Consider the following 25,067-nt stretch of genomic DNA (forward strand, 5'->3'; position numbering starts at 1 on the left):
CCAACGTAAACAGACGCTTTTCGCATCGCCATACGCTCTTGCGGCCCAACGCTGATATCCTCACAAATGCTGAAAGTCCCAACCAGCTCATCGAACTTACGTGGAGACCTGCATGTAGCAGTTAATCAGCAACGGTCTGGGTGATCAATTCCGCCATTGAGCCTGCTCCGGAAGCGAATCCTCATCATTTAGTGAGTTCTGCGACAATTTTTTCTAGGTTTGCGTTGGCCTCTTGGAGTAAGGAGATCCTGGACCCCAGTGCCGCTCTCTGTTTTCTCTGAGCTTCAGACACCTCGTCAATCATTGCTGCCTGCTCTTTTGGACTCGGCGACCCCTGAGACTTTTTGCTCCTGACAGACTTTTCCGGTGTCATTTCTGAAATCACCTTGTGAATTCTTGCAACATCGAATTCCTCCTTGGGTCTGGCGCGCAATAGCGCAGTCTTGATATCGGCCTCGGATAACCCCCGGAGCGAGCCATGGCCCTTTGAGATCGCCTCATTGACTACAGCTCCAACTATCTTGTGAGCCGCGCGAAAAGGGATGCCCTGCTCGGAAACGAGCCGCTCGGCGACGTCCAGGGCTATTGCATAGCTGTTCTTGCAGGATTCTTCCATCCTTTCATGCCTGATCTGCAGGGTATCTACCACTCCTTTCAATACACGGAGGGTGTCAAGGACCGTCTTGCTCATCCTGAAAAGTGGCTGCTTGAATTCCTGCAAGTCCCTGTCGTAGCCGGACGGCAGAGACTTTACTATCGCCAGAAGGGAAACGCAGTCTCCGATTACCGAACCAGCCTTAGCTCTTGCCATTTCAAGTGGGTCGGGATTTTTTTTCTGAGGCATAGCGCTTGAGGTGGAAGAATAGCTGTCGTCCAGCTCGATGTAACCGAACTCCGTGCTTGACCACAGTACAAGATCTTCTGCCACGCGAGAAATCGAGTTCATGCAAAGTGTCAAGTCTGATGCGTACTCTAGCAGGACATCCCGGGAACTTGTAGCATCAAGCGAGTTTACCACAAGACCATCAAAGCCGAGCGTCCTGGCGGTAAATTCCCGGTCAATATTCATGCTCGTTCCCAGTATTGCGCAAGAGCCAAGTGGCGACCTGTTTACTCTCCTATACGCCTCACTAAGGCGCTCCACGTCCCTGAGCAGACTATATGCGAAAGCAAGGAAATAGTGCGAAAGGGTGCCGATCTGTGCCTGCTGCAGGTGCGTGTAGAAGAGCATGACCGTACACTTGTTTTGCTTTGCGCGCCGAATCAATACCTCGACAAGGTCAAGAAGGGCGCTGGAAATCAAGTTGATATCGTCGCGGATTTTCATCCTTGTATCAAGTGCCACCTGATCGTTGCGCGACCTTGCGGTGTGCATCTTGCCACCTGCTTCGGTGCCCGCCTCGGTGGCCACAAATCCCTCAAGAGCCTCATGGATGTCCTCAAAGCCTTCGGTTCTAATCAGCAGCGGTTTGCTTTTGGCCAGCTCCAGCGCAGCGAGAACTGCTTTCAATTCTTTTGCCGTGAGGTACTTTTGCTTGTGAAGCATCAAGACGTGCGCCTCTGTCCCAAGGATGTCGTAACCAAGAATCGCCTTATCTTCCTGCATTGATGACAAAAAATCCAGCGCGTCACTGTCAAGTTCGCCCTTGGGCCTTGAGCGGTACATCATTGGTGTTGACTCCTGTTGCTTTATTTTAGTATTGGGTGCGCACCGTAACAGCTTAAAATTTAAGATTCAAGATGTTTTTTCTAGCGTTGGCTGCACTAGCCGAAGGAGAGTTTTAAGCCTTTTATCCGACCGTCAGAATTTAGCTGCTAGTGCGCATTCCCTACCAAGTGCGGCCCGCATCCGTTATTGCCGATAGGGCAAGAAAGCTCATCCACAAGTCAAACTTCCAAACGGGCAGTTGCACTCACTGCGGCAGTCCAGCGACCAAGGAGCTGTTATTCAAAGAAAAGGATGGTATTATCATCGAGAGGTACTGTGACAAGTGCGCAGATGTGATTCTGGCCGGTAAGGAGTTTTTCAAGATAAAGACGTCAGACCTTTGACCTTGCGACCGTACACATCTATTGAACGCGATGTCTTCTCAAAGCAAACATTACGTTTATCATCACCACAACGCCAAACATCACAAAGAGAAGAGGAATTGTGATCTCTATCGAACTAATCTGCGATGATATTTCCTTCCGAAGCAGGATGTAAGAAACGACCGAGTAAACTGCCGTGATGGTAGAAAGCCTGATGATTAGCGCGTTGCGTAGAGAAGTGCGCCACATTCAAAATCTGGCAGTAATTATTGGATTTATTGCTTCTTGAAGTAGCCTTCCGTTCCATTCTCTCCGGCTTTGTGACGGACTCCCTCCCCCTCAAGTACCAGCTCTGATATAAGGTCAGCCTTACAGCTAGCCGCATTGCATTGCATCCTTTACTGCAACTGGGTCGGACGCAAAGCTGCGAATTTTGGTCCAGACTGGAAATACTGCGCTCTATGCTGCACCTACTTCAAGCAGAAAGGAGTTAGATGTCCTTGCTGTGGACGGACGCTAAGAGATGCCAGTTATCCGCGCTGTGAAAAATGCGGCAGGAAGCTCAAAGCAGGCATTTGCTATTCATGCATGACCAACGGTGAAAAGGGCTAGGGGAACCGGCTTGTGAATAAGACAGACCTGGACAAGACCGGATGCCAGTCGCAGCCTAGCCCCGAAATCGGCGTACTCTATAATGCCAATCGAGAAAATAAGCAGAATAGCTGGTTGTTATAGATCGAAAAAATGATTCTGGAATGTTAATTGCATAACTGCATCAGATAACCTTTGATTTGTTAAAGTGGGAGAGGGGACCTTTGATGAGAAGGCAACCATGCTAGACCAGTTTGTGTGACCAAGTTTGGCATAACATGACAAGCCCCTCTCCCAGCTAATGCATTTCTCCGGGAGAGATTTAACTGATTGTTCAATCATTGACCCGCTGTTCGCTGATTGCCACATTTTGCAACGGTGTATCCTTTTGTTCGCCTTTAGAAATATTTGGCTAATTCGCAGATAACTAACTCGCGCGTCAATTCGCGCAAGCAGGGGTATTGGTTCAATTGAGCTCAAACCTTTGGACTGTGCCCCTGCTTCTTTTAATCGAAAAGGCGGGCACGTGGTCCTGAATTACAGGAGTCGGACCCCTTATGGCAAGTTACCATGCCATTGGACCGTTACCCGCCTTTTGTCGTGTCGAAACTCTCCACTAACAGCGAGAATGCGGCTATGAAGAGCAGCAACACTACCGCCTTCTTGGTATTTCTGAGCTATCGTATAGTACTCTGTTGGCGCTTTATCATGACTGAATAATTTGCAATCGAGCCACGCCGGAGCATCTGATTGCAGCAAGGGCACCTGTTAGATTTAGGCAGCCAGAAACACTCGCACCTTGAGCAGTAGGCAAAGCCGCGGCTGTAAGTGCCGCCGCGGATGCCTTCTCTAGAGCATAGATTGCAGCAGGTCATTTCTCCTAGACTCTGAAATCAAAGTTAGCCTCGCCAAAGCCGCGCTGTGTATGCCTGCATGCAGGATGTACATGCCATGATCCTGTTATGGAACCGTTGCTGAACGGTACAAGCGTACCTTCCTTGCCAAGGCACACCATGCACATTTTCGAACCCTTCGTGCCCTTTGGCGGCCAGTTGAGCTTTGCCATCGCTTCAGCAAACGGCTCGTCTCTGGGCGAAAAGATGGTTTCAAGGTCGCATCTTAGCATTGACAGAAGCGATTCCGTAGCATACGTGCCAACGTCCTGCTTGTTGTGCTGTGCCAGGTGCTTTAGGACTTCGTACTGGCCGCTTGTCAGCTCGATAAATGCAACAATGCGCTTCATTCCTTCTTGCCCTCTTCGAGCTTGGCCAGCAATTCTTTGCGCTCGGTGTGTCCGTACTTGAAGGTAAGGTCAATGTTTGACTCCAGGCATGAAATGACATCGCCCTGCACATACTCGGAATGGTCCATGCATTCCACCTGGCAGATGCGATTCATGACTTCAAACTGTGCATCTGTCAGCTCTATCATGGCGATTATGCGCTTCAAGGTCAATCCTCTCCCAGCTCGCAGGCGTGGATGTTGTGGCCCTCAATCATTGATTTTGCCAGCAGCTCGCCAAGCCTCTTGTTGTCGACCTTGAGCCAGTACCTTGCTACTTCCTTCATGCAAAACGTGACGTACTGAGAGAAGTCCTCAAAGTCAAGCTCCCTTGCCATCTGCTCATGGAACGCGTGAAGTCTTGAAGGCAGTACAAGGCCGTTTTTCAGGTGTGCCCGTACGACCATTGGGATATAATCCGGCTTGCCTAATTCGAACTCAAAGCCAGGTTTGCCGAGGACCTCTTTTTCAGTCAAGCTGCAGCGCCTCCCTTGCTTTCAATCGGTGCTACAGTCAGACCTTGACTTTCCAGCTCCTTTGCTATCCTGTCGTAGAGCTCGACTGATTCTTTCAGGGCTGTCTCTTTGTCGTTAGAATAGACATGGACCGTATGCCTCGCGCCTTTGGCGGACCTCTCTATCTTCACCGAATACTGGAATAGCGGAGCCTGCTCGTCGGACACTATAGCTCAACTCCATACTTGGCCCACAGCTCAGGGTCGGCGCCGGCGTCTTCGAACTTGTACGTTCGAAAGCAGACTGCCAGTGCTGTCCAGTCGACCCATACCTGCTCGCATCTTTTCTGATAGTACTGTCCTGAAAGGAAGGTCTCCATCTCGGCGGCTGTCCGAAATTCTCGTATGTTGATGTTGCTTTTTGCAAAGGATGACATTTGCATGGTGTATTGTTGTAATGTTGTAGGTTATAAGTCTTGTTGTAGTGTTGTCAATACAACAAGCTATAAAGACAAGATTTTATAAATCGTCGCTATGTCAGAGCTCGATGCCATGCCAGACGATCTTGTTCAAACTTCTTTGAGGATGCCTAAGGAGCTCTTGAAAGACTTGAAGCGGATTGCTCTCGATAGTGATAAGTCCCTCCAAGACCTTATAGTCGAGTGTCTTTCTGACTTTGTGAAAAAGAAGTCTAAATAGAAGATTTAGAACCACTGTTTTCGGGGCTTGAAAGGAGATTTTGGTCACATCTAGTCATTCGGCAGAATTTGCACCAAAATTCAAGCTGTTCCTTGAAACTTATCTCGAGAAGATTGCGAATCTATGTACACAAGTGCCGAGTGATATCAGGGAACAGGTATTGCCCGAGTACATGCGGATTGTCATGGGGCGAAAATACAAGAGCTTCATTTATCCTGACAGGTTTGACATGTTAGGATTTGAAATTATCCGACCTCTGACGTACAAATCCGAGATAAAAATAGAGCCGATGTTATGGAAGGTCGAGCAAAAGATCTTTGGATTCTATGATATCGACAATCTTCAAAATCACTGGGTTATTTTGGAGGCCATTCTAGATGCGACTTTCACGAATGTTACCTTCGTAGGACCGCCGCCTTCTGGACCGGTGCAAATCCAATTTAGCAGTGCACGATTTACAGATTGTAAGGTCCGCTGGAACGCCTCATCTTCAAATCCGTTCTTCAAAGAAATCCCGTTTGCTTGGGTCATTCATTATTCAATCATTCGCTTTGCCAATCCAATTCTGCATGCGGAAAATGACTTTTACTATGCGCTTTTGCGTGCATTCGGAAAACAGGTCATGCGAGATGAAGGACGAGATATACTATCAGGCGTCACCAAGGATTCCTTGGCAAAGTTCTATCAAAAACTGCTTAAACAGATAGAATCAGAATATTCACAGAAAATTCAACTCACAACAACCGACGAAGAGGTCTTCCAAACTATGCTAAACAAATACTCGTTTATCTTGGAACCATCAGCCCGGTCAATAGAAATCAAACTAGGATTAACCGGTGGCACTCAAAAAACTGATTATGTCATAACCATGCAGGATGAAAGCATAGTATTCGTGGAACTTGAACGACCGCATGATAAGCTTTTCGTAGATGGTCAACCATCCGCACGGTTGAAGCATGCGCGAGACAGTCAAGTCGCACAATGGAAACGACTTATTCCAAAAATGGAGAGATTTAAGGGCAAACAAGTTCGGTTCTTAATTGTAATAGGGCTGGCATCTAGACTCAGCGCTGAGGAAAAAAGACTGCTGGAAGAGGCAAACAGACTGAGCTCTGATACTAAAATTGTGACATACGATATGTTACTCGACAACATTGGCAAAATGCAGTTGAAACTCAACCAGCTATTCTAATTAGCTCTAGTCGTTGGCTCTGACGAGATAGTCTTTAACATTCGAGTCGTTCAGGGCAAGGAAATACGTGTGAGGTTCTGCAATGCCTGCGGCTCGTTTGACAGGCTTTAGACACCAAGAAAAAGCATTAGAATCTCGAGCTTTACGCCTTTTAATGTGCCAGAACTGATAAATTTCAAGCAAGGTGACCTATTCTTTGAGCCCAGGCTTTCCCACATTTCGAGAAGGGAGAAAAAAAATGGGAGAAATTCTCACCCTTCATTCCGGCCGATGAGTGCCTACAGAATTTCCCCGCCCGAACCGCCAGTCTGTCCTCCACCTTGTGATCCACAATTCAAATTTACGCTGAGATTTCCGATTTGTGGTGCTGTCGTTGAATTTGGAGCGATAACTACGTTAACAGTGGTCGGGCAGGTACCTCCGCCAGGCCCTCCTCCATTTCCACCCCCCTTTCCGCCGCCCTTTCCACCATCTCCTCCTTCAATTATGCCATCAACAACTTTCTTAGCTAACGCCCACAATTTTGCGAAATCAAAGCCGTCGAAAATAGATTCGGCGATACCACTCACAGTGATAGTGGTCAGTCCGCCGCGTGGCCCTACTATTCTCTTAATGACGGCATTTTCACGATCGGTTCTAATGACTGCAAGAACTTCGCCCGACGTAGTCACGAATGGTTTTGAGATTGAGATAACCGAGCCTATTTCCGCCGATTCGAACTGGATTCTGTTTACGGTTTTTTCTACAAGTGATGTTTCCATCAAATACTGTTGCTTTGAGAAATAATTAAGAAATCTCCAAATTCTTGATATAATAGTGATGTCAGTTTGTCTGTCCGCTAAATCGAATAACTTCTCGTTCAGATGGTGCTCTCTTTTTTCAACGATACCTAGACGTGGTCTTCAGATAGCAGGCTCCCTATCGCGTTCTGTGCCATCCTGCAGCGCAGTTTTTCCCGGTTTTTGTTGCTAGCTCGCGCCCGTAGTCTGCGCGCTTGACTGCGTGCTGTACAGCGTGCGTGCTATCTCGGTGAAACATATGTGTCGTCGTCAGTCAGTGAAAAATTAATGATAGCATGCACCAACGAGTGATACTCTGTTAACTTCATATCATCGATTTCTTCCTGTGTCAATCTCATACACCTCCTAAGTATGAGGGTCCCGAGAGCATCCGTCTCATTGTTGATTTTGTTCATTCTCTCTAGGATTTCATCCATTTGTGTTTTGTTTAAAAGGGGGTCTTCTTGCGCTAGCTTGGCATGCGTATGCTTGAGATTTGACCACTCGGCTATCTTTGACTTCATGTTCAGGGCCTCTTCCTTATCCAATTTCTCGTAGAGTGGCAACGACTTGTTGCGGTGTTCATTATTGATGAACCAAGGCCCGTTCAAACCTCGTCGAGAAAAATAAATCAGACCGTCCTATTTATCCCAACAGTCCAGTAAAGCCCCGTTTGCGTGCCTCGTTCTTCATGTGCGCATCAACCGCGTTCATTAGTGCCTGTGTAGTCCAGATGCTACCTGATACCTGGAAGTAGTAGTTATGAACTGCTCCCCCTCCTCCACGCCGTGTTTGTGCCACTGTGGAAATATCAACAGCCTCGCCCGCATGAGCCTGGAATATCGTATCTCGCCCGAGAACGCCTGAAAAACCCGTTGCTGCCGAGATAAGCGGTATAGACGGGATCGGAATTGTCACATGGGCAAAGTCCTTCAGGCCAAGTACCGCGCCCGGACCGGCATTAATGGAATCAATAATGCCATTTACACCATCAATCATGCGATTGATAAAGTCCTCCATGCCTTTCACAATGGCCTGAATAGCAGTATTGGCAACCTTTGCCATGTTATTCCAAAAGTCCGTAAATCCTTTGTGTATGTCATCCCAGATTGGCGCTATCGCCTGTTTGATCCAGACAAATGCATCGTAGATTTGCTTGCGAAATACCAGAATTGCAACTGTGGCGACTGCTATCGCTGTACCAATCAATGCAATTTTTGCAATCTCGGGAAACTCTAATGCAATGCCTGTACCGATTAATGCAACTCCACCAATCGCTTTCAGCTTGTCGGTCAAGTCGTCAGACTTGCCAATCATTGCATCAATGCCGCCCGTTCCAAGCAATGCCGCACCTCCGGCAATGGCAGCCATTCCGCCGAGTGCTTTAGCCGTAGATCCTCCGCCAAGGCTTTCAAAGCCCTTGACTATTGTACCAAAGAAGCCGCCGATCTTTGCAACAGCAGTACCATCGGTGAAAATGGAGAATGCCGTTTTTAGTTTGCCGCCTAAAGTTGAAGCATCGGTTCCAAGGTTTGACAGAGTTGTTAGGACGTCGCCTCCGTTCTTTTTCCATGTGGCATAAGCGGTGTAAATCTTGACTGCTTCACCAATCACTATCACGCTACTCGCGGCTGCAGTTGCAGCTGTTGAGATTATCTGAGTCTGTTGGTCTTTGATTGCCTGAGTTATCTGATTCTCGATATCACGCTCTTTTGTTTTATCAAGTGGTACTGCTTCGGGATTGTTCTTGGCGTCTAGCAGTTCCTGCTTTTTGGCTTCGACAAGCTTTTCCCGCAATTGAGCGACTTTGTCAGACTGGCCCATCATGACCAGGTTGGCTAGGTTGATGGCATTTACGACTGCCAGAGTTGCCCTAGCTGCACTGCCAAACGTCTGCATCGCATTTGTAAGGTTCAAGAGCGCTGGATGCTGAGCAAGCATTATCTGAGTATTGGCTCGATGTTCATTGACTAAAAGCCGGGCATCGCGGGCAGTCGAGCGAGTAGTCTCCGCGTTTTGAAGTTGAGCTGTGGAAACTCCGAGCATTGCCGCACGTACGTCTAAGAGCGACTGCTTTGTCTCGTCTGCGCCTTCCTCTCGGATGCGTATTCCAACGTTGGCAGTAGTTGACATTTCCGGCTATTGAGCGCCTTGCTCAAACTGCTCTTGCGTTATCTGGTTTGTTATTCCCTGAGCTCCAGGCCCGCGAAAGATGTAAAACTGCGTTGCCTTGGTGAAATGCTTTCTTAACTTGTCAAGGTTGGCCTTGGTAAACTCGTGCTCTGCGGTTGTGGGCCACTTTCTAGAGTTTCCTACTTCGCTTAGATAGGTGCTGATAGCCCTGCCTGAGCTGAGGCTGCTGTGGCGCATCTCGTTCCACTGTATGTACTGCTTGTTGTTTTCTTCATACCGGTAGATGGCCTCAATCTGCCTTGTTACAGGCGCTCTCTTTACGCGCCTGTCTTCAAACTCTTCCAAAGGCATGTGCAGCGGAGCTTCTTCGTCAGGGTCTGCGAACTGGACCATTACTGATGGAACGCTCCTTCTATGTTCTCGACCTTGCCGCTAGGCCATCTTACAGACATTTTCGATGTTGCCCGCATGATAGAATCCTGCGCGTTTTTGGCCTGATTCTTGGTGTCATTCTGGAACAGGTTGTACGTGTTGTTACTGATTGCGACGTTCTTTTTGTCCTGGCTAGACATTCTAGCGCTACTGCACGCGGCAGATAGTTAAGATAGACCTAAAACCGGTTTTAGGTTTTCTAGTCGCTCTTTTGGCCGGGATAGTACACAGCTGAGCCTAGCGTTATGGTGCGGTTTGGAATGTCGCTTGCGGGAATGCCAAAGCGATAATTGCCCTCGTCGTATGCGTCGTACTTTCTCGAATAGACCATGCCAACGTTTCGGTTGCCGCGCATTGTGAACTTTAGGCATCCATGTACCGACAATTCCCAGGCTATGGCAAGGTCGTTATGCTTGCCTGCAGGATGGTCAAAGGACGTCTTGCCTGTTTTTGTTACGACAATCTGCTCCTGCTTTAGCTGCTGTACAAGCTCCATGACATAGCGGCCCGCGGTCGGGTCTGATATCTTGGACGGATTGGGGAACTTGTAGCCCTGCTTTATGACAGATAAGCCATCTTCCTTTAACATCGTCTTGCTGGCCGTAGTGAATTGTACGAGCTCAACCTTGGACTTGCCGTATACCTTTAGCAGCAGGTCCGAGAACGTCCTTTCATTCGAATAGTCAATGACGATGTAGTAAGGCGGATAGCGTCGAAACATGTCATTGACGATATAGTCATAGAGCCGGTCAAATGACGTATGGTTCAGCTGGTTTAGTGCCTTGAGCTTTGGTACCTTGGATTCTCCCTCTGGCAGCTGGTGCACCACAATGCCAAAATAGTCTGATTTGCTTGCAGGGTCGAGGCCGTAGACATACCTAGCCATTAGAGGGTAACCTCGGTTGTGTCTTCTGTATCGTATTCAAAGAGATCACTGTCATACCAGGCATTGCCTGAACTTGTAAAGTCGCATTCATAGTAATGCGCGTACAGCGGGCCTAGCCTGGCCTTTTCATTAGCAAGAAATTCCCTGCTGATTATGCCATGCTTGACGCCTTCAGACGCGGGAATCATGAACAGTTTGAACTGGCCTGTCTTTGGCTCTCCGGAGTAGGATTGAGCCATCTCGTAAATAGGTCCGAAGGCAGGGCCCGGAATTGTCTCGATAATCATCGTTCCGTTAGTGTTTGCAAGCCTTGTTATGGCTACATTCAAGGATTCTGAATAATCGCCGATTGTGGCTGTAATGTCTGAAACGTGTATGTGCTTGATGTTCGGCCACGACTCGAGCGAGCCTGAATTGTCAGCACCTAACGCAATTATTCGACTGGGAGAGCTCTCGTCTTCCGGATTTCTAATGTAGATAACTGCTGTCTTGGTCTTTTCATCGCGCATTATCGACCGTATAGAGTCGGAATCGTCAAGTTCAGCAGGCTTGTCTATTAGCCATTTTGCATATTTCTTTGACCGGAGAATCATCCTTCTAAGATTGCGAAGGTGCTCTTTTGCAAGGTCTTTAGTCTGTGATATGACCAAAGTGTCAAAGCCTCGCGTACTCATTGGATGGCTCGAAGGCAGTACTGCGAGCTGGAAATCCATTAGCAAGGTTGACGTTGTTAGCCCTATCTTATGAGACTTGATTACAAGGATTCTCTTGTACTTGAATAGAGCGTGCCATGTCTCATACTGGAATGGAGCCAGGCTGAGGACTGGCTTTCTTGTTTCGGGATGCCTGAGATAGCCAAAGTCTCGATAGAATGCTTCAGGCTCTAGCGGGATATTGTCGTTTAGCTGTATGGACATACTAGCGTCTAAATCCGATAATGCCTGTGAAATGCCGCGTCCTAAAGCCGAAGGCATCAGTGACCGACTCCTGAAGCGTCGGCAACTGCAGGATTGCCTTGTTCATCAGAGCCTGGAGAGGACGTCTCTCCGCTCTTTTCCGACGGCGATTCAGTTGTTTGATGTAGAAGTTGCTCCTTTAATCTGCCTACTGTTTTAAGCACCTTTGATATCAACGACGGGTCGCCCAATACTGCCTGCTTCTTCATAATAGCGTCTGAAACAACGCCAAGCGCCTGGATGCGGATTCTTGGATCATGCTTATCGCTCAGGGCAAAGGACCATGCTTCTCGGATAACAGCATCAAGTCCGACGATTGACTTTTCATGCTCCAGCGGAAGGACGTTTTCAATATAACCGGCTATTCCCTCCTTGGCACGTCGCCTCAGATGCTTGAAATCTTTGCTGATTGTCGACTTGTCCAGCTTTAGGAACTGTGCTATCTCGTTTTGGTTAAGACCTTTGGATGATAGCTCGATTTCCTTGTTATACCGCCATTCTATCAGCTCGCGTCTGGTCTGTTTCCCTGATTCGCTCAAATGTTGACAATCTCCGAGTTCAGGCATTGAGACAGTTGATTTTTACTACCTAGTCCTCTGCCTTGAAAGGCTGCTTTCAAATGTACATCGCCTTTCTGCTTGGCTGCAGCTTCGGGTTAGCGTCCTGTGTACCTGCCTCTTCATGAATATCTGAAGGCTTTGGGCTGGCTGATGCCTGAGTTTCTATTTTTTCAGCTGCTATGCTAGCCAGCAGTTTCAAGGACGCTGCAATCTGCTCCAGCTCGGGCCTGCCAAGTTGCAGAAGGCTAGACTTTGAAGGTGTCTTGAGCTTGGAAACCATCTTTAGAATGTCGGATATCAGGTTTGTCGCCTCGAGATCCGATATTGCGGCCTGCAGCTGCTCAATCTGGACGTCTTTTTCTTTCAACAGTCTGTCATACTTTGCCGTAAGCTCTTGCAGCTGCTTTAGTTTCGCGTCCAGGTCTGAAATCTGAGTCTCGGTTTCTTGTGCCTTGGGCTCTTCTGTGCTAGCTGTGAAACGCTTTCCCGCCTTCTTTCTTACCAAGTCTTTTGCCTCCCGTACTGATAAACAGCATGTCCTTGATGGTAGTGAGTGCGAGCAACTTGCCAAGAGCCTTTGCCCTGAAAGACAGCGCCGCATGAACAATAATACAATGCAGCTAGTGCCCGCTTGGTGTTGCGCTTGGCGTTTATTTGCTCTCGGTTCTTGTAATAGTGTCTGATTGACCATTGCCTCTGCTTCAGGGTTTTTGCGTCTGGGAGGCTATCGACATGATCTATCGGAAGTAATACGCTCAATCCTGAAATCTCCTTTTGAATCGACAGCCGGCGCACCTGCATTCCGTAAATGTTTGAACTAGATGTTGCTGGCAGCTATGGTAACCATGGTAATCCCAAGATGTGCTTTCACTCGTTACCGGGGTTACCAGGGTTGAAATGCTAAACTGCATTCTACAAAAGCACCCCATTGGATTCTCTAGCGTCTGCCTTGAGCTTGATGCCGACATAGTATGTGTCCCGCTGCTTGTTTTTCATCCGCCGTTCGTTGATTATTCCAAATTCATGTAGGCTGCTTCCGAACGTGTTTAATGGCAGCTTCCTTAACCTGTGTTTCTCGCAATATTCCGCATAAGCCGTGTAGATTCTATCTGTGGTGGAAATGCAATCTCTGTCGTTTAGGTCAATTATGCATTCATCATCGACAAACCGCTTGACATGATTGGCCCTGTATTGGTACTCCTGCCGTATCTTCTCGACCGACTCTTCTGGAAACTTGCCTACCTTTCGGAGTAGTTTCCATCCTGCAAGTGCCAAATTCAGAAGACCTGACAGCTCTTCCTCGGATGTCAGTTCTGCCAATAGGTTTGTTTTGACATCGAAAGTCCGGTCAAATGGTAGTACTACCAGCCTTCGATAGTAGGCATAACCATCCTGAGTATCGGGTGGATTGTTTGCAGCAAAGACCATCTTTGCAAAGTTGCTAAACTGGAAACGCTCGCCGTACTTCTTCTGCGCTGACATTATATCGCCAGATGTCAGCATCTTGAACGGCCCCGTTTCCGGCAGCCTGTCGCTTTTCAGGTCTGCAAAGACATTGACGTATTTGTTATGGAGTTCAGCAGCTGCAAACCTATCCGATACCAGGCTGTGAAGGCTTTCGGAGCTGCAGTTAGCAAGGCCGAAGAACGCCTTTATGACATTGATCAGGGTGGTTTTGCCGTTGCTACCGCTGCCAATGAGCAAGAATGCCTTCTCATATTCTACGCCTCGGTGCAGCATGTAGCCGAACATCATTACTGCTGTCGGCACCTTTTCGCGCTCTAGAACGTCATTCAGGAACCTGCCGATTCGGACACACCTGGCCTTTGGGTTGAATCTCGCAGGAATTTGGCTCATTGAAAGGTAGGCCGGATCGTGTTCCCGCAGCTTGCCGGTATTGATGTCAAGCAGGCCGTTCTTGACGTTTAGAAGGTCAATTTCTGTGTCAAACTCCGAGCGGTCGACTACATTTCGATATCGGATATGTTCGATGACCTCGACCCTGTCGCGGTTCTTCAAGCGGTAACCTAGCCTTTTGACAATATACTCGTGAATCTCTGATTCCGCACCTTCCATGTAAATGCCATTTTTGTAATATCGGAGCTCTAGGTTATCCCGGATTGTTACGAAACTGTACTTTTGCATCAGCTCTTCGGCTATGGTGGCAATCAGGCTGTCTTTGCTCTCAATCTCCGCAGGTGGCCCCTTTGAGTCAGGACCGTAAGTTCCTGCTAGGCTAGATGTCATGCCGTGAGCTCCACCCTGAAATACTTCCTGTACCGCTTGACGCTCATCGCATAGTAGTACAGGTCTGAATCTTCTAGCAGCCTGGTAAGAACTTCAGAAAGGACGTATTTCCTGGCAGCGATGCTCTGCTGATATAATTTATCTTCAAGATATTCACCCAGGTCCTTGGCAGCTATGGTAAATTTCGGAAGCTCGCCTAGACACAGAGGTATCAGCCGCAAGAGCCTGGCGGCCTGTTGCTGGTATTGCGGCAACAGTGACAGCCGGAGGTACAGCTCATCGATGAGAAATTCCATCGTGTACGGCGAGCGTTCGATTTGAAGGATGGCGGTCAAAAACAGAGCGCCTCCGGGTCGGGGAGTTCATCCAGCTCGCGCCGGACGACTGGAAACATTTTCGGCCGTTTTTGCTTCTGCGGTAGGACTTTAACGCCAAGCCGCAACCCGATGCCATGAACCACCAGCCTCGAATTTGCATCCGCTATCAACCGGGCAATTTCCGCGATGAGGGGGACCGTCTCAAAATCGTTAACTTTATCAGATGATGCCGCATATTCTCTGTTAGTCATAATCCGTTTTCTCTTTTTTTTCTGTCAGCGGCCTTCCTCAGCGTGACAATGACAGACACAGCGAATTGTATGTCTCAATGTAGAATTGTAATAGATCCGTGAACATGCATCGCAGCCAAGTGGGCACTCCGCGATTTCAAGTTCTGGCAGCGTTACGGATGGTCTGCTTACCGACAATCGGCGGTTCTCCTGATAAGCTCTTGAACAATCTGGTCGAAAGTCTGGTCCTTGCTTCCCAGCTTTGCCAGATTGTCTCTTGTTTGTCTCTTGAGAACTATAGTAGTTCTCTCACCAAAACCTTTTAGATTTGGCATATCAAACATAGCGACAGCCCCAAAGTGATTGGAGAAAACCCGCACGATTGGCCGTCAGAAAAAGACAAGCGGGAGCTGTCAAAATGCGGCGGGAGCTTTGGAAGTCTTGCCTTAGTGCCTTCTGCGGCCGAAAGTCGGAAGAAACATACGTTAAGGAAAATAGGTCAAACTCTACTCATCTATGGTCAACTCAACACACAAGCATTGAAGGAAAAGTCGGGCCTATCTTCGAATGCTATTAACCGCGGGCTTAAGCAAATGCGAGACATGGGTCTTGTAGAAATTCAGCGGAGACCCTATAATGCGAACAATGAGAAAATATATAGCCTCAAAAAGGAGCGCGCTACATTCTACGTTTACTATCTATATAATTACAAGCGGATGAACGATGAAGCGAAGAAAAATAGTTATGACCATTATTGGGCCAAGCTAAGAATAACAAACCTTTCAGGTGTTGAGGACGATGGCCTACTGTTTTTCAGTCGAGAAGAATGCATCCGGCATTTTGGTCCAAGTTTTGCCGAACCTAGACTGATACGCTCAGGGAGTATACTGAAGGATGATTTCATTAGTGTCCCAATGAGGAAAATTCGGGCTACTTTGAATAACTCCCAAATTAAGAATATTGAGAACGAAATAATTGACCGTGCGCATAAGCGGTGGATTTGTACTGAATGCACCGAGCGAATCACTTCAAAATTAGAGATAGAATTACAGGTGGCAAAAAGAGCGAGCGATGAGAGGCGGCTAATCCGACGAAAAATATTGCTTGTTTTGACGGATATCGTAGGTCTTGAAGATAATATGTTGGAATGTCAAACCTGTCACCACCAGTGGCCAAGTACCGAACAGCCAAAGGTGATATTGGAGAGAAGATTTGAGAACGGCCAGCCGAAACTACTAAAGAAGAGAAAAAGCAGGTTAGGTACTGCTCAAATGCGCTCTGACTTTGGCTTGTAAACTCCTTTTTGAATCCAATCTCTTGCGGCCTCCGTCAATTTTCTCTGTCGTTCGACCTCGTTAGGAGTTGCTAGAATTTCAAGCAAAGTTCCGAGCTGATGTTGCAACTCGATATTGCGTTCTCTTTCCTGCTCAACTTGGCTCTGTATGTCCGCGCCTCTGGCCTCTAGGCTTGAAACGTCCAAGTAAGTCAAAAAAGGCTCTATCTTTCTAAAAATCACAAGCTTTTCCTTTTCAGACGTTCTCCAGTATGTACTAGAAGCGTGGCCTATGAAATATTCACCAAAATCTTGGTATCCGAGGTTTGAAATCGTGGTCTTTACGAACCTGCGAAATGAGTGCAGGGTTATTGCCCGCCTTTTGCTGTCTCCAAGCTGCTTGACCTTCCCGATGTCCTCAAGCATCCATGCGAAGTTTTCCCGCATCTTGTCATAGATATGCTTAGGCTCAGGATTGGTGCCGTCCGCGTGCCACATTCCGAATACGACATCTTCCGGATTAGCCCTGGGCGTTACAAAGTGCTGGCTTTCATTTCCGTCAGAATCGGTCAGTGTGGACCTGTGAGCCTTGTATTTTATTTTGAGCCAGAGCCTTAACTGAGTTGCTAATTCAGAAGTCAGATAGCAGGTGCGCTTTACCTTGGTCTTGGTTGATTCCGAGCGGAATATGACTACCGGGTCTTTTTCGTCGAGTCTAAGGTCTTGGATCCTTATGCTGCTAGCTTCATAGGCTCGCGCCCCGGTGGCCGCAAGGAACATCAAAAAAGTCTTGAGCCTGGCGTCCTTGCAGGAGTTGAGTATTTCGATAACGTCGTGCTTGTCTATGGCGTCAAGGTCTGGCATCTCCTTTCTCGGCAGGGCGACAAACTCCTTAAAGTCCTCAAGGTCAATGGCGATGCCGCAAAAGCGCATGAATTTCCTAGTTACTACCGTGATTAGCCTAATCGTGTTACCTGAGACCTGGTCGCCCCTTTCGTTCTTTAGATATGCAGCAAGGTCTGCAAGAACATCGTACGGGTTATGCTTGGCCTGCTTGATTTCGTCTATAAACGCATCAAGGTCTGAAACGCTGTATTTTGTAAATGCAAAGCTTGCAAAGTTCATGAGGTAAGACCTGTACGTCGTTGCGCTGTTTTCGTTAGTGACTGCTTTTCGTGCTACGTACTTTTGAACATACTTGCTCCGGTTAAACCGCTCGACCGCGTCTTTTCCGTAGATTTTGACTTGCACCTGCTGGCCGAACGCTCGAACAACCATAACCATTATTCAAAGCGCTATCTTAAAAGCTTAGCGTTTTAAGCGCCTACCGTGTTTGTATTATTTTAGTTTTAACCAGTGGCGCAAGCTAATTCCGTCGTGTTGTTTTGTTAGCTTCGTTGAGCTGACGGCAAATTATATCATAAGGGGCAGAATGGCCTGACTAAGAATGGCGACAGCGCTAACCGAGCCGCGGAGACTGGTAGAATACCCAGATGACTTGAGAGATTGCCGGAGCGTCAGATATCAGGAGAGAGACCTCCTCTATTACGTGGTCAAGACACCTCATGCAGAGCAGCATGCCGCTGCCCTGGTCGTCCTTGGCTATAAAATCGGGGAAAAGACGGACGTCGTTATAAAGGACCTTATCGAGACGATCGATGCAGGCGAGCAAGCCTCGGCCCGACGCAGGATTATCGAGGCCCTTCACCTCGACGGCAAGGCGTGCGTGCTTTTCATTTAGCGGGCACGCCGTCGGATGCAATGGTTAAATAGAGTACTTGAGAACTTTGTCTATTATGAGCACCCAAGAGCAGGAATTGCAGCAGATCCGTCGCAAGATCTTTGACGAGCTAACAAAGATCGTCGACCCGGAAATCGGTGTCTCTATCATGGAGCTGGAACTGGTTGACAAAGTTGACATCAATAATGACAAGGTAAATGTCGACCTTCACCTGACAAGCCCTTTTTGTCCTGCCGTTTTTGGATTCAAGATTGCCCAAGACGTGAGGGACAACATTTACAGATTGCCCAAGATCTCGGAAGTCAAAGTCAACGTCAGCAATCACTTCATGGCTGACGCGATTAACAAGCAAGTAAACGAAAGCAAGTATCCGACAAAAACACAGTAGGTCTGCTGCCTGCTGTTAGAGCAGGTCAAGTGTTTTCCTTTTCTTCTCGGCGACCCTATTTTCATTCTTAGAGAATCCTAGCAGGTGTCCTCTCAAAAGCTGGATCCCAAGCGCCGGATCCACGCCCTTGGGGCATACGGAACTGCATGATCCCGCGAAATGACATCGCCAGATACCGTGGCGGTCGTCTAGAACGTTTAGCCTGCTTTTTGTGTCCGCGTCCCTCGTATCCGCCGTGTAGCGGTACGCTTGGGCCAGCGCCTGAGGGCCGGGGAACTTGGTGTCGGTTGCAACTGTAGGGCACGCCGAATAACACAAACCGCATTTTATGCAGTATGAAAACTGAAGATACTTGTCGACGTCTTCCGGCGTCTGGATATTCTCAGTGTATGTCTCACCCTCCGCCCCCTGCCCTGAATTCGCCGGGGCTACGGGGTCGTCTCCTAGTATGTAGGGCTTGACATCGTGATGGTGCTTGAAGAACTGCGTAAAGTCAGTGACAAGGTCGCGGATGTGCGGAAAGTTGGAAAGCGGCTCAATGGTTATCGAGCTCCCCGAAAGTTCCGAAACCTTGGTGTAGCATGCAAGTCGTGGAATTCCATTTATCTTCATCCCGCATGAGCCGCACGACGCCATCCTGCAGGAGTACCTTATCCCAATGCTCGAATCCTTGTATGACTTGGCATAGAGAAGTGCATCAAGCACCGTAGTCCAGCGCTGGACCGGGACTTCAATGGTGTCAAAGTGCGCATGCTCTGATGTCTTTCTGTTTGCCCTAAAAACGCGCAGCGTGACGGAGGATCGCAGGGTTTCCTTTTCCTGCTTGTGAGCCTTTTCGGTGTGCTTTGCATCTGACTGTTCCGCGACTTTAACCTGTTCCATTTTTATTGCATCCCAAGACCGTTTGCCACCAAGATTGTTCTGGTGCCGAAGCCAATAATGCCCATCGCTCCTGCTATAGTACCGGCCGTTACCGCATCCTCCCAATGCTTGTTTTGCCTGAGCTCAAGGAGTATGATCCGCAGCCCGTTGAAACCGTGTATTGCGATCAGCACGAGAATTGATTCTAACAGTATGGCGTAAGGCATGTTGCTGTAGTTTGCTATAACGTTATTGTAACCGAGGCTAAGTCCAAATGGCATTATAAGCCTCATCATGATGTGCACTGCTACCACAAACAGTGCCGCAATTCCCGTTATGTAGTGTATTTTCATTATCTGGCTCTCTCTCACAGCCTAATCCTCCCCGAACAGCACCATGGCCCCGTAGAGCATTGCAACGGCAGCAAGTATCAGCGCAACCCAGATCCCCGATCTCTGCCTGTAATTCAGCGAAACAGCGTCATAGGGATAATCCGGCCGTCCCGGCTTACCGAGGCCCTTTCCACCATGGGCGAAAATCAACCTGATTCCGTTGACCGAGTGGTAAGTGCTCATGCCGATTACCAGAATGAGGATCATGTGCCCAAGCGGCGTCTGGGTCAGCGACAGCATGGCCTGCCATGCATCCGGTCCGCGGGTCAATGAGCTTGTCTCATAAATATGACCGATAAAATATCCGAGCAGGCCGACGCCGGTAAGCCTCTGCAGCCAGTAGGATATCCTCTCCCAGCCGTATCGCGACGGATTCAACCATGCCCTGAGCCCTTCCCTGTTATTGCGGTCTTCAAGTGATGTCATTTTATCAATATTTCCTCTCAACTGGGGCGTACCGCGTAAAGGTCACCGGGTGCCATGCCATCTTGGGCCCGTCTTCATTGCCTGCATAATATGCAAGCGTGTGGCGCAGAAAGTTCGCATCGTCACGATAAGGATAGTCGGTCCTCGAATGTGCTCCGCGAGACTCTTTGCGGTTAAGCGCGCCTATCAGCACAACTTCGGCTGTTCTGAGCATTGAATCTATCTCCATAACGTTGACAAAGTTCGTGTTGTATTCTTTTGCCTTGTCGTCTACATGTTTCCATGCGGATGCCTTTAGTGCCCTCACTTTCTTCAGGGCCTCGGCTAGACCCTGCTCATTTCTGAAAACATATGCCTTGTCGTCCATGGTGTCGGTCAGCTGCTTGCGCACCTCGTACGGGTTTACACCGCCTGACCCCCTAAAAACGCCATCGTAGATTCGCTTCTCTTCTTCTATCACCTGCTGCTCAGGAACCGAGCCCTTTTTGCCAGCCAGAGCGTAATTCGCCGCAAGTTCTCCCGTAATCTTTCCCCATACGATGCACTCTGATGTCGAGTTGGCTCCAAGCCTATTCGCCCCGTGGGTGCTGTTGCAAGCCGCCTCGCCAGCAGTCCACAGTCCTTCAAGTTCAGTCGCGCCATCGACGTTCGCGTGGATTCCGCCCATCATGTAATGACAGACCGGACGAACCTCGATTGGCTCGTCGATAATGTCAATGCCAGAAAACTTTATTCCGATTTCCCGAATTCCTGACAGTACCTCTTTGATTCGATCAGCGCCAAGGTGGGTGAGGTCAAGCTTGAGGCATTCTGCCCCGGTTTCGTGTTTGAATCCCCTCCCTTCCTGGATTTCCTTAATCATTGACCTTGACACTACGTCTCTCGGAGCAAGCTCGAGCTTGCCTGGCGCATATTTTTGCATGAAACGCTCACCCTTGTTGTTCACAAGGTACCCACCTTCTCCCCTAGCTCCTTCCGTGATTAGTATGCCGGAAGGCAGGATTCCGGTGGGATGAAACTGGACAAACTCCATATCCTTCAGAGCAAGCCCAGCGCGAAAGGCCATATCCAGACCATCCGGGGTCGAGGAATATGCATAAGTTGAGAAGCTGAAAATCCTGCCAGCGCCGCCTGTGCAGATGATGCCCGCCGGAGCACTTATGACGGTAAATGCTCCCGACTTCATTTCTATTGCAGTGAGGCCCTGAAACCTGTTGCCGTCCTTGAGAATTGAGGTACAGAACCATTCGTTGTAGAATTGAATATTATCGTATTTCTGGCAGGTGTCGTAGAGCGTCTGCATCTCGTAAAATCCGACCTTGTCCTGCGCAAAAGTTGCCCTGGGAAAGGAATATCCTCCGAACTTGCGCTGCGCGATTCCGCCATCCTTGCGTCTGGACCACGGCATGCCCCAGTGGTCCAACTGAAATATTTCGCGCGGCATGTTGTTTACTAGGCGTTCGGCCACGTCCTGATCGGCCAAAAAGTCGCTCCCCTTTATCGTGTCGTAGATATGAGATTCCCTGTTGTCCCCTTCGTCTTCATAAATGACTGCAGCCGTGCCGCCCTCAGCCGAAACTGAGTGCGAGCGCATTACCTGCACTTTTGAGATAACAGCGATGCTAAGCTTGCTGTCGACAGACGCCGCTGCAATTGCCGCTCGCAGGCCTGCAAGACCTGAGCCTACAATTACAATATCATGAGAAATGGCATCCGCCAACGGATAGTATCCCAATCGACTTGAACTTCGGTTGTCATAAATATCTTTGTCGATTGGTTAGTATTTTCACATTTCAATGCGAAAATATTAGCATTGGGCGTAAATGAATAAGATAGCCCCCTGCTCGGGTAAACGCTTTCTAGATCTTTGGGTCTCCTTCTTCGCTGTCGAGAAATTTGTTCTTGAATTCCCTGTAGACCTTTTGCAGAAAGTCGGCGCGTTCATGGTAGACAGAGTGGTAAACGTCTCCCGACTGCCGCTTGCCGTCATATTCTGCCTTCTTCCACAGTGCTTCGAGTGCGCTGTCTGTCTCCTCAAGCCTGTATCGCAATTGTGAAATCTTTTCCGGGACCATGCTCCTATTCATGTTCAAACTTGGGCATGATCCGTATTTATCCGACTGTATGTTAGATTTTGGAAAAAACGGAATGGGGGCTGTTTAATGCCCGTTTTTTCGACAGGCGCCTAAAAGATAAACACCAAACTGTAAAGAAGTAATTCTTTCCTGACTACTTTGCATTGACCGCGCACAACCTGAACGGACGTGATAATGCGAGCTCGATAGTTCGCAAAGTCTAGAGCCAGCGAGATTTGAGACCACCCGGTGATTTCAGATCGAGGGTGGCTTGCATTTTTGGAGCTTACTCATGCGTCAAGAATGCTGGCTGCCGAAGATAGCGAATTAAAGGGCCGCATAAAGGGGGTTTGAGATTGACCCGAAAAAAAGTAATCTCGCAGTCTGGACAGCCCGCGAATGGCGGTTGGCGTGCGGACTTGAATCTCCGCATGACCCCCCGATTTCAATTGAATAGCGCGGTGAACTGCTACGTGGCAGACCTGACCAACGGCACGCATCCGCATCAGACAAAAACCAACGGGTTGGCGGAGAAGAGGGGGCAGTCAAGTGCGGGGTCTTGTGAACAGAATTCTGGTTCGGATAATTCCCATAGGAATTTGATTTGAATGCAGCAGACTTCGAAAAGTAAGGAACTATATACTGAACGTTGTACTAGCAATTACAACACCAAAAACCTTATAATTTGAATGACAAAGAACGCGTATATTGTTCGGACCCATCGCTGACGTTCTCGTTCAGGCCTTTGGCCTTACCCAGACATGGATTAACAATTATCTTGTAAGTCCGTTTATCACTTTTACGAGAGGTTTCGAATTTGCTATCGTATTTGCCGCTGCGGTGCTGTTTTGCGCGATCAGCGTCTTTCTCTTGCTCCGTCAGGCAAAGCGGCTGCCAACGGCTTATCGCATAGATGTTACCGACCTGTTTGACCAGCAGACTTCGATTGACGGACTGCGCATTTTCTTTTCAACACACGATGCCGCGGAAAGCTACGCCAGAATGTATAGGCAGAACTTTGGCACGCAGTACAACTTTCGCGTAGTCGGCCTGAAAAGCCCGCACAGTAGAAGCGAGCTCCGACACTAGTTCTGAAAAGTACCATACTTTCAAGATCTGGCATCGCATAGCGCCGAATGCTGATTGAATCCGCCCGATTCGTGAAACATCAGGCCAGGCTCTTCCTTGAGATAAAAGCGAAAGCAGCCTCCATTTGTCAGGCTGACATTATATTCCCGTGAGGCGAAACTTGACCTGTGGACATGAGTAATGCAAACCCTTTCAGCAATGGCTTTGCCTGTAATAAACGTCTTAGGAACTTCAGGCTATCCTGCATTACACACATTTCTATCACAAATGCTTGACAGGTCTCACAGGTTCTCGCTGTTTCGAAGCAGGAAGTCGCTGTTCCTCATGTTAGCCGCGGTAGCCGCAGAAGTCCTTGAAGAACTAGTTTAAGGCGGCTCCGGAGCCTTTTTGTTTTGTTTGCCCTTCGCATTTCCGAACGTTAATAGCGGTTGATTCTCGCTTGCCATCTAGTTGTCAGTGGATCTGAGCAGATTCGTTTCCGACTCGCCAACGTTCAGAGCGTTCTTGGCTCCAAACACCTCCGATAACGATATCGTCGACCGAAGCAGGTCGCTCTTGGAAAAGTGCGGCATCCCGTCTGACCGAATTGAAGTAAACTATGACATTCAGTTGCTCGAGCCCGGCGATATTTATGCCAGCTTTGACCCGCCGGATCTTGTAGTCAGGCTGGTCTATGAAAAGAAGAAGAGTGGCCTTGTCAAAATGAAAAGCATCGCCATGATGAAGCTCTAAGGATTGAGCGATTGCCTTACTGCTTCCACTATGTCATTGAGCTTGTGCTGACTTTCGTTACCTGTCTTCATGTTGCGGAGGGTAAACTTCCCACTCTGCAATTCGCTTTCCGCCAGGATTATGACGGCGTCCGCGTCCTTAGCTGACGCATCCTCAAGCTGCTTTCTGAGGTTTTTCTTCATCATGTCATAGTCGGTTGCTATATTCTGCCCGCGTAACTTTGAAGCAACTTCCAACGCAGTGTGCCGCGCCGATTCGGCCGCTGATGCAACGTATACGAGCTTTTTCTTTTGAGAAGGCAACAAGCTTTTGCTTTGAAGCGATAACACAATTCGCTCAATCCCACCCGCAGCGCCAGTGGCTCCAATTTCGCTTCTTCCAAACGCGGAAGTGAGAGAGTCATACCTTCCGCCGCCGACAAGTGCACCCGCGCCGGGGTCCGCCAGGTCAAAGACCTCAAACACTGTACCCGAGTAATAGTCCAAGCCCCTAACTACTCCAAGGTCAATGACTACGTTTTCGACGCCTCTGGAATTCAGGGATGCCATGAGATCTGTCAGAAACGGCCAGCTTGCGAGACTAGAAATGTTCGGCTGTCCCGCGAGCAGGTCCTGGGCGCTGCCCTTATGAGAGCAGATATCCAGTAGGTCCAGGAGCTTATCTGGTTGCACTTTGCCTTCATACTCCTTGATGATCGCTTCTCTGCCTTTTTTTGGCAGTTTGTCCACTGCCCTGAACATTTCGCCAATCTCCCGTTCGTCGCTAGCACTCAAATTTGTGCGGATAAACTCCTCCAGAAGTCGGCGGTCATTAACATGAATTTTTACCTTCAGGCCAAGCGTCTGGAAAAATCGCGCAACAAACGCGATCACCTCTGCATCAGACTCGACGCTAAAAGGGCCGTACACTTCAATGTCCCACTGGTGAAAGTACCTGTACCTGCCTGCCTGGGGCTCGTCGTAGCGCCAAACACCTGCAAATGATGCGAGCTTTAGGGGGAACTTCAGGTCCCTCCTGCTTGCAACGTAACGGGTAAGCCCAATTGTCAGGTCAAAGCGAAGAGCGACCTTGCGATCGCCCTTGTCCATGAAAGAATACGTTTCGTTTGAAATAGCGGCGCCACTTTTGGCTTCCATAGTTGCCAGCAGCTCAACCGGTGTTGGTTCCATGATCTGAAAGTTAAACGCCTCAGCGGTTTGGAGAAACTTTTCCTTTACGTAATTTATAGATGCAAAATCTCCCGGCTCGAGGTCGCGCATGCCTCTTGGAAGGTCAAGCTTTACCACTACGCTTGTACGCGTT

At 48.6% G+C, this 25,067-nt stretch carries 34 protein-coding genes; 8 read left to right on the forward strand and 26 right to left on the reverse strand.

What is annotated here, in order from left to right:
• Window positions 1-184: 184 nt before the first annotated feature.
• Window positions 185-1,669, reverse strand: coding sequence for an argininosuccinate lyase (argH, locus tag ABI361_00315; GenBank protein ID MEO9319095.1), 1,485 nt, complete (start codon window positions 1,667-1,669; stop codon window positions 185-187).
• A gap of 149 nt (window positions 1,670-1,818) precedes the next feature.
• Between argH and ABI361_00320 the strand changes: the two genes are divergently transcribed.
• Window positions 1,819-2,052, forward strand: coding sequence for a hypothetical protein (locus ABI361_00320; protein MEO9319096.1), 234 nt, complete (start codon window positions 1,819-1,821; stop codon window positions 2,050-2,052).
• 18 nt (window positions 2,053-2,070) lie between these two features.
• Here ABI361_00320 and ABI361_00325 read toward each other — a convergent pair whose 3' ends face one another.
• The 6 genes from ABI361_00325 to ABI361_00350 all read right to left on the reverse strand — a co-directional run bounded on the left by ABI361_00325 (window position 2,071) and on the right by ABI361_00350 (window position 4,794).
• Window positions 2,071-2,280: a hypothetical protein gene (locus ABI361_00325; GenBank protein ID MEO9319097.1), complete on the reverse strand. Its 210-nt coding sequence runs from the start codon at window positions 2,278-2,280 to the stop codon at window positions 2,071-2,073.
• 1,222 nt (window positions 2,281-3,502) lie between these two features.
• The gene (locus ABI361_00330; GenBank protein MEO9319098.1) at window positions 3,503-3,865 is read right to left on the reverse strand and encodes a hypothetical protein; all 363 of its coding nucleotides are present in this window, start codon (window positions 3,863-3,865) and stop codon (window positions 3,503-3,505) included.
• The gene (locus ABI361_00335) at window positions 3,862-4,071 is read right to left on the reverse strand and encodes a hypothetical protein (protein MEO9319099.1); all 210 of its coding nucleotides are present in this window, start codon (window positions 4,069-4,071) and stop codon (window positions 3,862-3,864) included. The genes ABI361_00330 and ABI361_00335 overlap by 4 nt, the downstream gene beginning before the upstream one ends.
• 2 nt (window positions 4,072-4,073) lie before the next feature.
• Entirely contained in the window at window positions 4,074-4,379 is a 306-nt protein-coding gene (locus ABI361_00340) for a hypothetical protein (protein ID MEO9319100.1), read from the reverse strand.
• A complete protein-coding gene (locus ABI361_00345; GenBank protein ID MEO9319101.1) occupies window positions 4,376-4,585 on the reverse strand; it encodes a hypothetical protein in 210 nt (69 codons plus the stop codon). Before ABI361_00345 ends, ABI361_00340 begins: the two co-directional genes overlap by 4 nt.
• Entirely contained in the window at window positions 4,585-4,794 is a 210-nt protein-coding gene (locus ABI361_00350; protein MEO9319102.1) for a hypothetical protein, read from the reverse strand. Before ABI361_00350 ends, ABI361_00345 begins: the two co-directional genes overlap by 1 nt.
• A 491-nt stretch (window positions 4,795-5,285) precedes the next feature.
• Here ABI361_00350 and ABI361_00355 point away from each other — a divergent pair, with 491 nt between their 5' ends.
• Window positions 5,286-6,248, forward strand: coding sequence for a Shedu anti-phage system protein SduA domain-containing protein (locus ABI361_00355; GenBank protein MEO9319103.1), 963 nt, complete (start codon window positions 5,286-5,288; stop codon window positions 6,246-6,248).
• Between the two features lie 278 nt (window positions 6,249-6,526).
• Here the strand turns inward: ABI361_00355 and ABI361_00360 are convergent, their stop codons facing one another.
• From ABI361_00360 to ABI361_00415, 12 genes are all read right to left on the reverse strand, one after another.
• On the reverse strand, window positions 6,527-7,009 hold the full coding sequence (locus ABI361_00360) for a hypothetical protein (protein ID MEO9319104.1): 483 nt from the start codon (window positions 7,007-7,009) through the stop codon (window positions 6,527-6,529).
• A gap of 260 nt (window positions 7,010-7,269) precedes the next feature.
• Complete coding sequence (locus tag ABI361_00365) at window positions 7,270-7,638, reverse strand: hypothetical protein (protein ID MEO9319105.1); 369 nt, start codon at window positions 7,636-7,638, stop codon at window positions 7,270-7,272.
• Between the two features lie 34 nt (window positions 7,639-7,672).
• Window positions 7,673-9,160: a hypothetical protein gene (locus ABI361_00370; GenBank protein MEO9319106.1), complete on the reverse strand. Its 1,488-nt coding sequence runs from the start codon at window positions 9,158-9,160 to the stop codon at window positions 7,673-7,675.
• Window positions 9,161-9,166: 6 nt separating this feature from the next.
• Window positions 9,167-9,553, reverse strand: coding sequence for a hypothetical protein (locus ABI361_00375; GenBank protein MEO9319107.1), 387 nt, complete (start codon window positions 9,551-9,553; stop codon window positions 9,167-9,169).
• Entirely contained in the window at window positions 9,553-9,732 is a 180-nt protein-coding gene (locus ABI361_00380; GenBank protein MEO9319108.1) for a hypothetical protein, read from the reverse strand. Before ABI361_00380 ends, ABI361_00375 begins: the two co-directional genes overlap by 1 nt.
• Window positions 9,733-9,791: 59 nt before the next feature.
• Complete coding sequence (locus ABI361_00385; GenBank protein MEO9319109.1) at window positions 9,792-10,478, reverse strand: hypothetical protein; 687 nt, start codon at window positions 10,476-10,478, stop codon at window positions 9,792-9,794.
• Window positions 10,478-11,395: a hypothetical protein gene (locus tag ABI361_00390; GenBank protein ID MEO9319110.1), complete on the reverse strand. Its 918-nt coding sequence runs from the start codon at window positions 11,393-11,395 to the stop codon at window positions 10,478-10,480. Before ABI361_00390 ends, ABI361_00385 begins: the two co-directional genes overlap by 1 nt.
• Before the next feature lie 56 nt (window positions 11,396-11,451).
• On the reverse strand, window positions 11,452-11,973 hold the full coding sequence (locus tag ABI361_00395; protein MEO9319111.1) for a hypothetical protein: 522 nt from the start codon (window positions 11,971-11,973) through the stop codon (window positions 11,452-11,454).
• A 76-nt stretch (window positions 11,974-12,049) separates the two neighbouring features.
• The gene (locus tag ABI361_00400) at window positions 12,050-12,499 is read right to left on the reverse strand and encodes a hypothetical protein (GenBank protein MEO9319112.1); all 450 of its coding nucleotides are present in this window, start codon (window positions 12,497-12,499) and stop codon (window positions 12,050-12,052) included.
• 407 nt (window positions 12,500-12,906) lie between these two features.
• Window positions 12,907-14,241 carry a phage/plasmid primase, P4 family gene (locus ABI361_00405; protein MEO9319113.1) on the reverse strand — a complete coding sequence of 445 codons (1,335 nt, stop codon included), beginning with the start codon at window positions 14,239-14,241 and terminating at the stop codon, window positions 12,907-12,909.
• The gene (locus ABI361_00410; protein MEO9319114.1) at window positions 14,238-14,576 is read right to left on the reverse strand and encodes a hypothetical protein; all 339 of its coding nucleotides are present in this window, start codon (window positions 14,574-14,576) and stop codon (window positions 14,238-14,240) included. The genes ABI361_00405 and ABI361_00410 overlap by 4 nt, the downstream gene beginning before the upstream one ends.
• Complete coding sequence (locus ABI361_00415) at window positions 14,573-14,809, reverse strand: hypothetical protein (GenBank protein ID MEO9319115.1); 237 nt, start codon at window positions 14,807-14,809, stop codon at window positions 14,573-14,575. The genes ABI361_00410 and ABI361_00415 overlap by 4 nt, the downstream gene beginning before the upstream one ends.
• A gap of 338 nt (window positions 14,810-15,147) precedes the next feature.
• Between ABI361_00415 and ABI361_00420 the strand changes: the two genes are divergently transcribed.
• A complete protein-coding gene (locus ABI361_00420; protein MEO9319116.1) occupies window positions 15,148-16,083 on the forward strand; it encodes a helix-turn-helix domain-containing protein in 936 nt (311 codons plus the stop codon).
• Here the strand turns inward: ABI361_00420 and ABI361_00425 are convergent.
• Window positions 16,056-17,339, reverse strand: a complete 1,284-nt coding sequence (locus ABI361_00425; protein ID MEO9319117.1) for a tyrosine-type recombinase/integrase — start codon at window positions 17,337-17,339, stop codon at window positions 16,056-16,058. The genes ABI361_00420 and ABI361_00425 overlap by 28 nt on opposite strands.
• A 169-nt stretch (window positions 17,340-17,508) precedes the next feature.
• Here ABI361_00425 and ABI361_00430 point away from each other — a divergent pair, with 169 nt between their 5' ends.
• Both ABI361_00430 and ABI361_00435 read left to right on the forward strand, forming a co-directional pair.
• Window positions 17,509-17,802, forward strand: coding sequence for a hypothetical protein (locus ABI361_00430; protein MEO9319118.1), 294 nt, complete (start codon window positions 17,509-17,511; stop codon window positions 17,800-17,802).
• 55 nt (window positions 17,803-17,857) lie between these two features.
• Window positions 17,858-18,190, forward strand: coding sequence for an iron-sulfur cluster assembly protein (locus tag ABI361_00435; GenBank protein MEO9319119.1), 333 nt, complete (start codon window positions 17,858-17,860; stop codon window positions 18,188-18,190).
• 15 nt (window positions 18,191-18,205) lie between these two features.
• Here ABI361_00435 and ABI361_00440 read toward each other — a convergent pair whose 3' ends face one another.
• The 5 genes from ABI361_00440 to ABI361_00460 form a co-directional block, all read right to left on the reverse strand.
• A complete protein-coding gene (locus ABI361_00440) occupies window positions 18,206-19,072 on the reverse strand; it encodes a succinate dehydrogenase iron-sulfur subunit (GenBank protein MEO9319120.1) in 867 nt (288 codons plus the stop codon).
• Between the two features lie 2 nt (window positions 19,073-19,074).
• The gene (locus ABI361_00445; protein MEO9319121.1) at window positions 19,075-19,422 is read right to left on the reverse strand and encodes a succinate dehydrogenase; all 348 of its coding nucleotides are present in this window, start codon (window positions 19,420-19,422) and stop codon (window positions 19,075-19,077) included.
• Window positions 19,423-19,425: 3 nt separating this feature from the next.
• Window positions 19,426-19,869: a succinate dehydrogenase gene (locus tag ABI361_00450; protein MEO9319122.1), complete on the reverse strand. Its 444-nt coding sequence runs from the start codon at window positions 19,867-19,869 to the stop codon at window positions 19,426-19,428.
• A gap of 4 nt (window positions 19,870-19,873) precedes the next feature.
• Window positions 19,874-21,589, reverse strand: coding sequence for a succinate dehydrogenase/fumarate reductase flavoprotein subunit (locus tag ABI361_00455; protein MEO9319123.1), 1,716 nt, complete (start codon window positions 21,587-21,589; stop codon window positions 19,874-19,876).
• Window positions 21,590-21,728: 139 nt separating this feature from the next.
• Window positions 21,729-21,956 carry a hypothetical protein gene (locus ABI361_00460; GenBank protein MEO9319124.1) on the reverse strand — a complete coding sequence of 76 codons (228 nt, stop codon included), beginning with the start codon at window positions 21,954-21,956 and terminating at the stop codon, window positions 21,729-21,731.
• A gap of 696 nt (window positions 21,957-22,652) precedes the next feature.
• Between ABI361_00460 and ABI361_00465 the strand changes: the two genes are divergently transcribed.
• The 3 genes from ABI361_00465 (at window position 22,653) to ABI361_00475 (ending at window position 23,765) form a co-directional block, all read left to right on the forward strand.
• On the forward strand, window positions 22,653-23,033 hold the full coding sequence (locus tag ABI361_00465) for a hypothetical protein (protein MEO9319125.1): 381 nt from the start codon (window positions 22,653-22,655) through the stop codon (window positions 23,031-23,033).
• A gap of 180 nt (window positions 23,034-23,213) precedes the next feature.
• On the forward strand, window positions 23,214-23,402 hold the full coding sequence (locus tag ABI361_00470) for a hypothetical protein (protein MEO9319126.1): 189 nt from the start codon (window positions 23,214-23,216) through the stop codon (window positions 23,400-23,402).
• 81 nt (window positions 23,403-23,483) lie between these two features.
• Window positions 23,484-23,765: a hypothetical protein gene (locus ABI361_00475; protein MEO9319127.1), complete on the forward strand. Its 282-nt coding sequence runs from the start codon at window positions 23,484-23,486 to the stop codon at window positions 23,763-23,765.
• Here the strand turns inward: ABI361_00475 and hisS are convergent.
• Window positions 23,762-25,051, reverse strand: a complete 1,290-nt coding sequence (gene hisS, locus ABI361_00480; protein ID MEO9319128.1) for a histidine--tRNA ligase — start codon at window positions 25,049-25,051, stop codon at window positions 23,762-23,764. The genes ABI361_00475 and hisS overlap by 4 nt on opposite strands.
• Window positions 25,052-25,067 lie beyond the last annotated feature (16 nt).

It is taken from the genome of Nitrososphaera sp. (assembly GCA_039938515.1).
Classification (GTDB): Archaea; Thermoproteota; Nitrososphaeria; order Nitrososphaerales; family Nitrososphaeraceae; genus Nitrososphaera.